The 13,723-nt window shown below is 42.7% G+C and carries 11 protein-coding genes; 8 read left to right on the forward strand and 3 right to left on the reverse strand.

Annotation, left to right across the window (positions count from 1 at the left end):
* The first annotated feature begins 253 nt into the window (after positions 1–253).
* Positions 254–748 (forward strand): hypothetical protein, encoded by a 495-nt coding sequence (locus AC805_RS04560; protein ID WP_055074315.1) that lies wholly within the window; start codon positions 254–256, stop codon positions 746–748.
* On the forward strand, positions 745–1,197 hold the full coding sequence (locus tag AC805_RS04565; RefSeq protein WP_055074316.1) for a hypothetical protein: 453 nt from the start codon (positions 745–747) through the stop codon (positions 1,195–1,197). The genes AC805_RS04560 and AC805_RS04565 overlap by 4 nt, the downstream gene beginning before the upstream one ends.
* 261 nt (positions 1,198–1,458) lie before the next feature.
* On the opposite strand, the gene AC805_RS04575 is transcribed toward AC805_RS04565, so the two are convergent.
* From AC805_RS04575 to AC805_RS04585, 3 genes are all read right to left on the reverse strand, one after another.
* Positions 1,459–3,114: an ABC transporter substrate-binding protein gene (locus AC805_RS04575; RefSeq protein WP_055074318.1), complete on the reverse strand. Its 1,656-nt coding sequence runs from the start codon at positions 3,112–3,114 to the stop codon at positions 1,459–1,461.
* A 429-nt stretch (positions 3,115–3,543) separates the two neighbouring features.
* Positions 3,544–8,256, reverse strand: a complete 4,713-nt coding sequence (locus AC805_RS04580) for a pentapeptide repeat-containing protein (RefSeq protein WP_055074319.1) — start codon at positions 8,254–8,256, stop codon at positions 3,544–3,546.
* A gap of 335 nt (positions 8,257–8,591) precedes the next feature.
* Positions 8,592–9,767, reverse strand: a complete 1,176-nt coding sequence (locus tag AC805_RS04585; protein ID WP_055074320.1) for an LL-diaminopimelate aminotransferase — start codon at positions 9,765–9,767, stop codon at positions 8,592–8,594.
* Between the two features lie 217 nt (positions 9,768–9,984).
* Here AC805_RS04585 and AC805_RS04590 point away from each other — a divergent pair, with 217 nt between their 5' ends.
* The 6 genes from AC805_RS04590 to AC805_RS04615 all read left to right on the forward strand — a co-directional run bounded on the left by AC805_RS04590 (position 9,985) and on the right by AC805_RS04615 (position 13,614).
* Positions 9,985–10,197, forward strand: a complete 213-nt coding sequence (locus tag AC805_RS04590) for a hypothetical protein (RefSeq protein ID WP_009625423.1) — start codon at positions 9,985–9,987, stop codon at positions 10,195–10,197.
* A gap of 39 nt (positions 10,198–10,236) precedes the next feature.
* Positions 10,237–10,590, forward strand: a complete 354-nt coding sequence (locus tag AC805_RS04595) for an iron-sulfur cluster assembly accessory protein (RefSeq protein ID WP_055074321.1) — start codon at positions 10,237–10,239, stop codon at positions 10,588–10,590.
* A gap of 103 nt (positions 10,591–10,693) precedes the next feature.
* Entirely contained in the window at positions 10,694–11,116 is a 423-nt protein-coding gene (locus AC805_RS04600) for a DCC1-like thiol-disulfide oxidoreductase family protein (RefSeq protein WP_055074322.1), read from the forward strand.
* Positions 11,117–11,164: 48 nt separating this feature from the next.
* Positions 11,165–12,034, forward strand: coding sequence for an aldose epimerase (locus tag AC805_RS04605; RefSeq protein ID WP_055074323.1), 870 nt, complete (start codon positions 11,165–11,167; stop codon positions 12,032–12,034).
* Positions 12,035–12,383: 349 nt separating this feature from the next.
* Positions 12,384–13,136, forward strand: coding sequence for a DUF561 domain-containing protein (locus AC805_RS04610; protein WP_055074324.1), 753 nt, complete (start codon positions 12,384–12,386; stop codon positions 13,134–13,136).
* A gap of 238 nt (positions 13,137–13,374) precedes the next feature.
* The gene (locus tag AC805_RS04615) at positions 13,375–13,614 is read left to right on the forward strand and encodes a hypothetical protein (protein ID WP_055074325.1); all 240 of its coding nucleotides are present in this window, start codon (positions 13,375–13,377) and stop codon (positions 13,612–13,614) included.
* Positions 13,615–13,723: the final 109 nt, after the last annotated feature.

A 13,723-nucleotide genomic window follows, 5' to 3' on the forward strand; every position in this document is an offset into this window, starting at 1 on the left:
GCGCGACAACATGATTTTGGGTTTTAATTTTGTCCTAATAAGACTGGAGGTAGCTATATATGCTTCTGGTTTGTTGTTTGCCTAAATTTTAGAAATTGCCAAAAATCTCTTTACCCAGATTCAAGAATCGCTATAAACTTATCCTTAGGAACAAGATTGGCAGTAATTTGGTCATGATCCTTAGCAACATGAATCCCAAACAATACACTTGAAATGCATCTACGTTGCTAATGCATCCTACATGGAGTGAGTTATGAACGTTTTTAAAATTGGTCATTCCAACATCTTTAATTTAGGTTGGGGAGCCTTAGCAGGTATTGCCATAACTTTGACGAACGTTACACCTAGCTTTGCTCAAAGTGCGCTCACGCTTGGACGTAATTTTCGCCCTGATCCTGCCACTTTAGACGGAAACGCTGGGGGGAATGTCAGTATTGCCAGCATTGCAGGAATTGCTGATAATTGTCGCGGCTTTTCCAATGCTAAACCCAATCACACGATTACTTTGACCGAAACTTTTCCTTTAATGGATTTTTTAATTTATACAAGCAATATTAATGATGAGCCTACGATGTTGGTTAAAGGACCAAATGGTATTGTCATTTGTGCTAACGGTGAGGCTGGTGGACGCAATCCTCAAGCCAGTCGCCGTTTACCTAAGGGAATTTATCAGGTTTGGGTTGGTTCTAAAAATATTAACCATTCCTTTGGTTACACATTGTCTTTAAGTGAAATACGTCAAAAATGAAATTATTGAAACTACCGATCGCTGTATTGGGATACTCCCTAATAGCAATTTTTCTATCCGCGACCCCTGCGATGAGTCAGGAAGCCTTAAGACCGATCTCCCCGAAATTCACTCCCGATCCTCAGGTTTATACTGGGAATGCAAGTGGAGGTTTACCATTGCAGTCAGTTGTTAACCGCAAAGCTAATGGACAATGTCAAGGTTTAACACAGCAGTCTGCTAATCATTCTTTGACATTACAAAAGAACTTTGGTTTTTTAGCATTGAAGTTAATTAGCGATCGCAATCTTTCCCTGCTCGTCCAAGGACCCGATGGTGTTTACTGTCGTAGTGGCAAAAATCCCGAATTGTCAGGTGCTTGGATGGCAGGAAAATATGAGATCTGGGTTGGTACTATGAATGGAGAATCTAGCTCTTACCAACTGACAATCAGCGAAACGAATCAATGAACGAATCGATCGCATTCCGAGCTTGTCGATTTCAACGAGGGGGCTAATTTCTAGTTTTACATCAGGAGCCATAAGATGCTATGACCAATCCCATCCAAGAAATAGAGGTGCGGGGCTTTGCCCCGCACCTCTATTTCTTGGTGGCAAGTCCCTTATACCAATTCACGAAAGTGTTGTCACACTTTCGTGAATTAAAAAACAAACCCAGTAAGGTTTTGAGATTCCCAAAATGGCAACGCCATTTTGGGGATTGGTATTAGATTATTGCTTAGAAATATTCCAATAGGGAAGTTGCTGGTTTAGTTCGATCTTTACTCCATCTACTCCTTTTTGAGCAAAAGCATATTCTTTGTTTTGCCATAGTGGGATGAAGGGAACATCTTGAGCCAAAATCTCTTGGATTTTTTGGAGTAGTTGCGATCGCTTAACACTATCGCGCTCTTTTCTTTCCTTGGCGATTAGATCGTTTATTAGGGGATTATTGTAAAACGAGCCTTGAAACTGGCTACCACCTTTTTTGCAACGATCGCCTTCAGCTTCTTCACATTCTAAAAAGGGTTTGATGTAGTTATCGGGATCGAGAATATCAGGTACCCAATCGAGTAAGTATGCTGGGTACACTCCCTTGTCTAGGAAAGCATAGCCAACGGTGTTTTCGACCCTTTCGGTTTTAATTTGGATGATTTTGCCAACATTTTTTTGAATTGAAGCACGTAAAGTGCTGGCAATGAGATCGCCATTGCCTCCATATTTTGGGGAATACCAAATTGTAATTTGCGCAGGTTTTTCGTTGGAATATCCTGCGGTTTCCAGTAATTGTCGAGCCAGTTTCCCATTATTATCACCATATTTTTGCTCGAATACGGGCATAGATTCGCCAAAGGCACTGGGAATTAGGCTGTACAGAGGCGATCGCTGATTGAAAAATATGCGTGATTCTAACAGCGGGCGATCGATCGCTGCGGCTAGGGCTTGGCGCACCCGTACATCATTGAGTGGAGATTGCTGTGTATTTAGCACCATGTAAAGAATAGTGGCTCCTTGACCAGAAGCGATCGTCCAGCCATTGGCTTTTGCATTGGTTTCAACATTCTTAACCTGAGTTGGCGTGAGTGTTTGAAAAGCGATGTCAATCGCACCCGTCTTAAAGGCATTGAGTAAGTTGGCATTAGAAGAGAAAAATTGAATGTCAATGCCCCTATTTACGGGTTTCTTGCCCCAGTAATCGGGAAATGCATCTAAGCGTAAGTAGCTACCTTCAACAAATTGTGTTACTTGATAGGGACCAGTTCCGATCAACTTATCGGGTAAGAACAAGAGTTTGCCAGTTTTCTCATCTTTGATATGTTTGTAAACCTGTGGTGAAATCGCGGCAGCACCTGTGAAGGCTAAGAGTTTAGGGAAAAACTGGAGAGGTTCTTTGAGCTTGAAAATCAATTCTGTTTCGTTCGGGGCGGAAATGGCATCGATGACATCTCCCAAGATATATGCTGGCGTTCCTTTGGAGTTCATGAAACGTTCCAAAGCAAATTTCATCGTATAGGCATTAAAATTAGTGCGATCGTGGAATTTGATCCCCGTTTTTACTGGCACGGTATAGATTAAGCCATCATCGCTAACTTTTGGCATATCTACCGCCAGTTGGGGCACGATCTCGTTAGAGCCTTCTTTGTAGGTGTATAGGCGTTCGAGGGAGTTGTAAAAGATATTACTAATAAAAAACTCGTTGGCATCGGCAGGATCGAGGGTACGGATTTTACTAGTCGTGCCGATAACGATACGTTCGTCAGTGCGATCGCTTATTCCTAATCTGTTGCGGTTATTGATGATTTTGCCATTGGTACAGGCAAATAGGGATGTTACTGTAATCAGAGCGATCGCAACCCAAGTAAACAAGCGACGCAGCAAATATCTCATTGATCTGTTTAGCCGAAAACATAACTGTATTTCTAACTGCTAAATCTTCTCACAATGTCGGTTCGATTTTGTAGTTATACCAATTTCCAAAATGGCAACGCCATTTTGGAAATCTCAAAACCTTACTGAGTTTAGTTTTTAATTCATAAAAGTGTTGTCACACTTGCGTGAATTGGTATAACTATAGCTGCCGCCAACCCCAAAGAGAGTTGCCGCGCGGAGCGCGGCAACTCTCTTTGGGGTTTTGATTTTGTCCTAACAAAACTGGCGGCAGCTATAGGTTTAGTTTTTAATTCACGAAAGTGTTGTCACACTTTCGTGAATTGGTATAAGAGAAAATCTAGAGGCTTTATCGCTTGCAATGCAAGTGATAAAGCCTCTAGATTTTTAAGTTTATTTACGGCAAACCTTCACCTATAAAGACTTCCCTTAAAAGCTACAGGGTCCTTTTTTCCCATTAGGACAAACTGTCTCTTCATCGGTTTTGGGAAGTTTTGCCTTATCAAAAGTAACACCTGTTAGATTAATTCCATTCAGCTTCGCCCCACTCCAGTTGGCTCCATTGACCTGACCGCTAGTGAGATTAGCTCCGCTCAGATCGGTATTAGTCATGTCTGTGTAGTTGAGTTTAACGTTAGAAAGGTTAGCTCGTTTAAGACTTGTAAAGCTCAAATTCAATCCCGACAGATCTTGCTCTGCCAGATTTCGACCTTCGCGAGGCTCGTTAACGATTTGCCAAGCTAAAAGAACTGTGGGGCTAAATCTTGTTGCCTTTTCCGTGCCTTGAGCGCCAATTTTAGAATTCTTGAGGTTCGCACCCTCCATATTAGCGCCAATAAAATTAGAACGAGTTAAATCGGAACCTCCCAAATCCACAAGAACCATTTGAGCATTTTTGAATTCCGACCAAATTATGCTGGATTGGATTAATCTGGCTCTATTTAAGTTGGCATTGGTGAAATTCACGCCATCAAGGTTTGCATCTTGGAAATTTGCGCCGACAAGACTGGCATCTTGCATTTTTGCCCCTGTAAGAGTCGCTTTACTGAAATCGACGTTATCCAGTTTGGCTCCCTTAAAGTCCGCATTCGTGAAGTCTTTCCCTTTTGCATCCTTGAATAGCCCCCACCGTAAACCTAAGTCGAAGATGGGTCTATTGACTAAACCATAGATTAAAAACACTACAGCGATCGCGCCTAGCCCAATCGTAGGGATTTTAAGATAATCCTGCCATAAGGATTCCAAGCTAACACTTGGCATCGACATTTTAGGTTTACTCGGCGCAGGCTTATGGGCTGGCGGTGGTGCGGGTGGCTCATAACCATAAGCTCCGTAATTCTCCTCAGTAAATCGGTTGAAATCAATTTGATCGGGAGGCGTACCCATACGCGCCTGCGTCGAATCACCAAAATTTGCGGCTGGTTTACGGCGATCGCGGGGGATTTCTCGCGTCTCACTTACACCTGTTGCATCGGTGCGGGGAGAAGATATAGGCAGGCTTCGGCTACGGGACGGCATTTGCGTACCCTGAGGTCCGATCGTTGTGATGTTATCTGAAAGATCTCCGCTATCCAGTAACCCAGACCAATCAGTATTGTCATCATGGATTTCTAGACCAAGGTCGTTAAAATCGGGCAAGTTAGTATCTTTGCGTTTAGAGGTATGAGCCGAGTTTCTATCTCTACCATAGGAGGGGTTCCCCATCGAGTTTCCTCCACTCGAAGACATCTTACCGCTGGTATCTGAGTAAGAAGAGCCAGTCGTTGGTCTTCCGCCAGATAGAACTGTATCAGCATCTAATAACTCTGACCAACTTTCATCAATAGAATTGATTGGTTTGCGACTTTGCGGATTTGGCTGAGCATGGAAGCGATCGAAGTCATCTTCTTCCTTCTTATTAGCCATTCGACTAGGATTAGTAGGAGGTAGGGGAAGACTGGTATTGGCTGCTGAGGGAGGTTTAGGATTAACACCCTGATGGGGATTTCTTTTTGGCGGTAAGGGTGGTAAAAAAGGTGGTGGAGGTGGATTATTGAGAGATGGAGAAGTGGGTTCTTGCTTTGACAGAGGGGGAAGATTTGGAGGCATTGGTGCAGGCATTGGCGCAACTGACTTTGGCGCAGGCATTGGTGGCGTTAGCCCCGTAGATATTGACGAAGTACGAAAACTAGAATCAAAGTCGCCACCCGTAGGATCGATACTATCTAAGTCGAAATCGTCTAAAAAGTCACTATCACCCGTGCCTAGATTAAAATTTGAGGGTGCTCCAAAATTTGTAGGTGGCGAAGGAACCCTCGTTGGAGTCGAGACAGTCTCCTCAAATACCCCTGATGGCGAAGTAAAGCCATTGAGTAAATCGTTAGCCATAGCCTCTTCATGCAAATCTACTTCATAACTACCACTGATTAAATCGCTGTCTAAAATACTTTCACTTAATAAAGCATCTTCAAAGCGATCTACTGGAGGAGGTACACTGACAGAATTGAGGGAAGGAGGTGGGGGGAATGCTGATGAGTTAGTAAAGGAATCTTCTGAGTATGGAGAGTTTGCGCGATTGGGGGTGAGTGTTGTGGGAACAGCGCCAAGACCAAATTCAGCCATAGGGATTTCGGGCAAACTATCCTCATCAAAGGAAGCTAAATCAAAATTTTCATCTAGCATACTCTCTAAATCATTAGCTCTTTCGGCTATTAGTGATTCAGAAATCTTTTCATTGCTATTCTCATTTCCTAAGTCATAATCCTCGAACTGTCCTGATGGTATTGCGGCAGAAAAACTATCGGCACTGACATTATCAACATAATTAGCAAGGTCGTCATCTGCATAATCATCTGCATAATAGGAATCAGTAATTTGTTCGTTGTTAGGTGGATTGTTATTTTTCCAATCTGACAAGGGTGGGGGAGACGGCTCGGAGAGGCTTAAAGCATTATTTTCAAATTCAGCACTGATATCTTCATCAATCTGATCGAACTGATCGAAGCGATCGGCAAATTCATTAAAATCAGTAAATTGGCGATCAAAATTTTGGTCAGAATTATCTAGTGAATTATCTAGTGCTGTTGCTTCTAATGGAGCGACAAACTGATCGTAGGCAACCGATGGAACTTCTAAATTAACAGCCTCTGCCATGCTGTCACTTTGGACTAGGGTATAGGGATTAAGTGACTTCTCCGAGAAACCGCTATCAACAGTACCTAACAATGCATCGTTAAAAATCTCTGAGGTTTCTTCGATCGGTGGCAAATAGTCATCCACTAGATCCTCTTGCCAAGCATCATTGCCAGCATCGATCTCGGCTTCAAGAGTGGCACTCCAGTCAGCATCATTTTCAATACTATCAATAAGTTGATTTTCAGGATCTGCTAATGCGCTTTCTAAGGCACTTTCTACTGGAGCATTCCAATCTGACTCATTACCAATTGCGTCATTGGCAAATTCTACATTCCAGTTTGCCTCGTTTTCAATTGCAGATTCTAAATAATCATTACTCAGATCGCTCTGTTCACCCAGATCGATCTGTTCAAAAGATTCTTCAAATTGAAATTCAGGGGATGTTGCAGATCCTAAATTCGACTCAGGGGCAAATTCATTGTCAATATCGGCAAGGTTGGGAACGGGAGCGTTCAAATCAAATCTAGCATTCTCTTCCAAGTCACTTGAGTCTGATGATGGCAAATTCTGCCAATCGTCAAATGTGCCAAAGGCATTGTTTATGGATGTGTCCGAAATTGCCGCAGCAGCTACATTAGGAGAGCTATCCCAAACCGCATCATTGTCGATCTCTGGTGCTACTCCCTGTCCCCAATCATTGGTAAAGGCATCGTCAAAATTATTATCAAAAACATTATCAATCGCTGTGGATGCATAGACAGCGATTGGATCTGATGGATTGCTTGACCAGATCTCGTCTTCAGTTATGCTAGTATCCAGAGCTTCTAAGGATTGTATTGAGCCGAAGCCATCGTCTAGATTGCTAGCTATTTCTGGAGATGGATTGCTAACTCCTTCTCCCAGAAACAGGTTCTGTGGATCTTGATCTATAGATTGGTTTGATGGAAATTCGTCTTGAAAATCGTTACTCATTGATAGATCTTCAATGAGCAGATCTTCTGGGGATTTGGCAGATAGATCTTCAGGAATTTCTAAATTATCAGGTAATAAATCATCTTGAAATTCATCAGAGAGATTTAAATCGTTATGTAATAAATCATCTTGAAATTCATCACTATAATCATTGTAGGGTTGATTGGATGGTAGATCGGGATTTAAATTTAACTCACTGTTTGCATAGTAATCTTCAGTATTGTTGTCACCATCAGTTCCGAAAATGTTGAGGTCTTGGTCATCCGTTACTGCATATTCACTGTCAATATTAAGGCTAGGTTGACTAGGGATATTCTCAAAATTCTCTTCTAATAAATTTGAGATACTATCCCAATCAGGATCATTTCCCTCAGCACTTAAATCAAAACTTGAGTCATCACTATCTTCTAATAGCTCCGCTAATCCAGAGATTTTGCCTTCCTCGTTACCAATACTTTGGAGGGAATCTAGGCTGAAAGAATCTGAAGCGTCAAGTCCCAGAGAATCTAGCTCGGCAAGATCTGCATTTCCCAAAAAGTCTAATTCATCTAATCCGAAATCGTCATCAAGACCAATGTTTATATCCTGTAAGGGCTGGAGCGTCGTTTTTACTGGATCTATCCTTGGATTTGCAGAATCAGCTTTGGGCTTATTCTCAGGCTCATCCATTCTGGTCTTGAGATCGGTCACAATTAGCCAATCAATATTCCCAAGATCGCTATCAGACTCTTTTGCTTGAGGTTTGTTAGCGTAACTATTTGAGGATGTATTTCTTTGGGAGGACGATCGCTCAATTGGCTCATCCAAACCTAGCGATCGCAACCATTCAAGATCCTCAAGATCATTCTCAGTCGTTTGGGCGCTTGATGGTTGTGAGGATGGGGGTGGGTTGGTTTGATTTGGTTCTACCTTTTGCTGAGGAACTCCGCCAATTCGCGTACTGAGATCCGATATAATCATCCAATCGACATCAGCAGCATCAGATTGGAGCGATTGCTTTTTATCTGGTTCGTTAACACCTTGACCTTTGATTGGGTTGTTTTTGTTGGAAGCCATGAATCAATCCTCAAATCCTCAGCATTATGTTCTGACTTGCACCACTTGGCGCTTGCTACCTTAAGATCGTAGTTTATTTACCATATCAATCGCTGCAAATTATAGCTTTACAACAATACAAATGGGATTGTAAATGTGACTTTAACAATAGCGACTTTCATCGACAAATTTCAATCGGCTAGTGGTATTAAGCGATTTATTTTAGTCTTTGGCAAGCTGTAGTGATTTCAATGTATACAAGGTTTAAGCTAATCTTAACAAATAAAGCCTACAAAAGTGGAAGTAATACTGCATCTGTTGCCATTCGTATTACGCAGAATGGTTTCATTCCAATTTTATTTTTGAAGTTGTAAGAATGTACCGATTCTTTGGGCAGCTTCTCTCAAAATCTCTGGTGGATGGACTAAGGCAAATCTGACATAACCCTCTCCATGCTGACCGAAACCCTTGCCAGGAGATAGGGCTATGCCAGTCGAGCTAATTAGATCTAGACAAAATTTAACTGAATCATGGGCATAGCGATCGGGTAACTTTGCCCAAAGATACATGGTGGCTTGAGGTGTGGGAATTGCCCAGCCGATCGCCTTGAGCGAATCAATCATCGCATCGCGCCGCTCTTGAAATGCGCTAACTACACGATCAATCGATGCGCGATCGCTTGCCAAAGCCTCGATCGCGCCGCGCATGATCCCCTGATATTGATTGAAATCCACCGCCGCTTTAACTTGGCGCAAAGCTTGAATTAGTTCGCGATTACCGACGGCAAAGCCTACGCGAAACCCGCCCATATTGTAGGATTTGGACATGGTAAAAAATTCGATGCTAACGCAGCGATCGCGATCGGCTTGCAAGATTGAGGGTGGCGTTGAACCATCAAAAATCAGATCGAGATAAGGGAAGTCATGCACTAATACGAGATTATGCGCTTGACAAAACTGAACTGCTGATTTTAAAAATTCCAGCGTGGCGGTAGCGGTGGTGGGATTGTGGGGATAGCTTAACACCATCATTTTGGCTTGACTGAGGACTGCGGCGGGGATATCGGCAAACACTGGTAAAAAGTTGTTTTCCGCTAATAGGGGCATTCCATAAACGCGACCACCTGCTAAATGAATTCCGCCATAATGGGATGGATAGCCAGGATCTTGCAGAAGTGCAAAATCATTAGGATTGAGGATCGCAAGGGGTAAATGGGCTGTACCTTCCTGTGAGCCAATGAGAGGTAATACTTCTGTTTCTGGATCGATTGTGAGGCTAAAGCGTTGTTTTATCCATGCGGCAACTGCTTCCCTAAAGTCTAAGGTGCTTCCAAATAGAGAATAGCCATGAGTATGGGGATCGTTTAAAGATTTGGCGATCGCTTCTAAAATAAATGGCTCTGTCGGGAGATCGGAGGAACCAAGGGATAGATCAATGACGGTCATTCCTGTGGCTCTGACCTCACTTTTAGCCCGATCCATATCGGCAAAGACATTAAATTGTAAAGGCTTGAGGCGATCGGCAAATTGCATAATTTAACAGATAAACAGATAAAAGGTCGATGAAGATACAGATAATTTTACGCTAAGGCTCTTACGGATCAAAAATGTCCCACCACCGTTATACCAATTCACGAAAGTGTTGTCACACTTTCGTGAATTGGTATAACTACACCTCCCACACTACCCCACACTTTTTGGTACTTGCGATAACATAGAGATAGCTGTCAAAATTATTTGGAGAAAAACCATGGTTTGCTGCAAAGCTAAATCTAAGCTTGCTAAAGCGATAAAGTTACATCGCAATTTTCACTTTAAGTCTGGACTATTGCTAGATCAAGGTGTGCGATTGCTGGGCGTACATAAATTTCCTCTTACTAAGCCCCTTTACAAAGCAGTCAAGGTGGCTGGCTATACAAATGTCTCCCTCGCTAGTATTGCGCTTGTCCTATTAGAAGACTAAGATTGCCATTAGCACGATTCGCATATAGGAAAATTTCGCATGATTACATTGACTGACGCAGCGATCGCTCGCGTAAGAAACCTCCAAAGCCAACGCGCTACCTCTGCACCTCTGCGTTTAGGCATTAAGCAAGGTGGTTGCTCGGGCTTATCTTATTTGATGGATTTTGCCGATCAACTTGAAGCGGATGACAATCAATATGAATGCAATGGTGTAAAAATTGTGATTAATAATAGCAATTTGCCCCAGTTGCAAGGACTAGAACTCGACTACACCGAAGATTTGCTTGGAGGAGGATTCCGCTTCCGCAATCCTAACGCTAGCAAGTCTTGCAGTTGTGGTACTTCCTTTGCTACCCCCAAAGAATTGGGCGAACCTGTCGCCTGTAGCTAACTTGATCGAGAATAAAAAATGGGAAGTGACAAGCACTTCCCATTTTTTATTCTTTAACTGATGTGGCAACCACCAAGAGCCGAAGTAATAGTCATATATGTCTATGTCCTATGCCGTAATCTATGATGGTAATTGTAATCTTTGTGTTAGCTTTGTTCGACTTTTATCGAATTTCGATCGCGGTAAATTGTTCAGCTATGTGCCGATGCAGGATGAAGAAAACTTACGACAGTTAAATGTCACCTCTGCCGATTGTGAAATGGGAATGATCCTCATCGATCTCACGGAACCGACCCATAGATGGCAAGGCAGTGATGCGGCTGAAGAAATTGTGCGACTGTTACCCTTGGGGAAGGCTTTAGTTGGGGCATATCGCGCGATGTCACCCCTAAAAAATCTGGGGGATTCAGTCTATATCCAAGTTCGCGATACTCGATATGAATTGTTTGGCAAACGCGATCGCACCTATTACACAGCTTATCCCTTTGGATGTGCGGTCAAAAAGCAAGATAGGAACGAACCATAATTCTCCTTTGCTATATAATTATTTCTGAAATGTTACAAGGCAAATTTTGTGTATACAGTTTCTATCGAGCAAAAGCAATACAAAACCTATGTCTTGTCTGATAAGAGCGCAGGTTCTCAAATAGAAGTTGTGCCAGAGCGCGGTGGCATTGTGACAAGCTGGCGGATCAATGGACAAGAGGTTTTCTATCTTGACACTGAGCGATTTACCCATCCTGACTTGAGTGTTAGAGGCGGAAATCCCATCTTATTCCCTCTCTGTGGTAATTTGCCCAATGATACCTATGATATTGACGGCATAGACTACAAGATCAAACAGCATGGATTTGCCCGTGAATCTGCTTGGAGCGCTGTAGGGCAGCAGACCGATGACGCAGCAAGTGTGACGATTGAGCTAGTTAGTAACGAAAAAACTAAGGCTGTCTATCCATTTGACTTCCATTTAGCCTTTACCTATGTGCTAAAGGGAAATACCTTAGAGATTCATCAGGAGTACAAAAACCTCTCTTCGACACCGATGCCTTTCTCTTCTGGCTTCCATCCCTACTTTCTCTGTGGCGACAAAAATCAAATCGAAGCTCATATTCCTTCAGTTCGCTATGAAGATAATCGCACCAAAGAGAACTTTGCCTTTGATGGTAAGTTTGACTTCGATCAAGATGAGATTGATTCCGTATTTGGTAATCTCTCTAGCCGCTCAACCTCAATTATCGATCGCGATCGCAATCTCAAAATTGCGATCAATTACGATGATTTCTATACCTATCTTGTTTTTTGGACAGTTAAGGGCAAGGACTTCTATTGCCTAGAGCCTTGGAGTGCAACTCGTAATGCTCTCAATACCAAAGAATATTTAACTGTTCTAGAACCTAATGCTAGTTGTAAAGCCGTTGTGAGTATCACCGCAGAGTTCTTTTAGCAAAGTTCTTTTAAATGTCGATTTTGGCATTGTGTAGCGGCTCTATATAGCTGCTATCAACTGTATCAGGACATAAAAGCCAAAAGATGAATGGCGGCGCTTTGCGCCGCCATTCATCTTTTGGCTTTTATGTTGTTATGGTTTTTAGGACATAAACCCCAAGAATTGAGTAGCGACGCGAAGCGCCACCACTCAATTCTTGGGGTTTGATTTGTCCTCATTCAAATGACTGTAGCGATAGAAGCCCAAAGAGTAGGATATGCAGACCTGTACTCTTTGGGTTTTACCCAAAATCGCGTTAAAGTAGTCGTACATCTAAATATTTAGTCTATCTAGGATGACACAGATTATGTCACGTTTACCTATTACCTTGGCAAATGCTTTCAGCCGTCGTAGCGCTCTAAAAATCATTAGTGGCTTGCAAAACTTCGATCGCGACTCCGTGAAAATGGTCGTGCAAGCAGCCGATCGCGGTGGCGCAACATTTGTTGACATTGCTGCTGATGCTGAACTCATTGCGATCGCTAAGGCTAATTGCTCTTTACCTATTTGTGTTTCCGCAGTGGAATCTAGCAAGTTAGTAGAAGCCGTTGCTAATGGCGCAGATCTCGTAGAAATTGGTAACTACGACAGCTTCTATGCTCAAGGTCGGGTATTCACCACCGATGAAATTATTGCTCTTACCCAAGAAACCAGAGCATTGTTGCCTCATACTGCAATTTCCGTCACGGTTCCTCACACTTTGCCCCTTGACGAGCAAGTTACCCTCGCGGAGAGACTAGAGGCAATTGGAGCAGACATCATCCAAACTGAAGGTGGTACGAGTTCCGCTCCAACCCATGCAGGTGTACTCGGTGCGATCGAAAAAGCATCGCCTACCCTCGCTGCTGCCCATGCGATTAGCCGTGCCGTTTCTATCCCCGTAATGTGCGCTTCTGGTTTGAGTAATATCACTGCACCAATGGCGATCGCTGCTGGTGCGTCGGGTGTTGGTGTTGGTTCTGCCGTTAACCAATTGAATGATGTGGTTTCCATGATTGCGACTGTTCGCTCTCTTAGAGAAGCAATCAATAGCAATGTTGCAAACCAAGCAATTGTGTAATCAATATTTGCTTGATTTTGCGTTAGCAAATTAGCAAAATCTATAAACTGAAAGGCGATCGCTATGAGTTTTCTAAAGGTTCAAAGCGATCGCCTTTCTCATGAAATCAGCTAGCTAAAAGTGCGATCGCCTAATCTTGTAGCTAAAATATGATGAGTATCTTTTTGATGTTTGCTCATAAATACTTTCTGATGCCAGATGTTGTGATACTTGCATATTAGGCTGTTACAGAAATTTTATGGTTACAACTCTTAGTAAGCCTTCGCTATTTCTCCATGAGATCACTGTTAGGAAAACTGGTGATCTCAGTCTGTTTAAGTTTAGCGATCGCTTACAAGATCGAATGGAACTACTTTTAGACAAAAAGAAAGCAGATGAACTTGCATTGGAAGAAATTGCGGAACTAGAAGCGATAATCGGAAGGGCTACTTGCGATCGCTTTGATCTAAATGATATGGGTTATCCTGAAGGTGATTAAATCCGCAGTTAACTGTGGAAGCAGACCTAAAAGCATTCTTTCAAGATCCTTGGATTGCTTATATAGCTACAGTCACTTGACTTAGGACAAATCAAACCCCAAGAATTGA

It is taken from the genome of Pseudanabaena sp. 'Roaring Creek' (assembly GCF_001402795.1).
GTDB lineage: Bacteria > Cyanobacteriota > Cyanobacteriia > Pseudanabaenales > Pseudanabaenaceae > Pseudanabaena.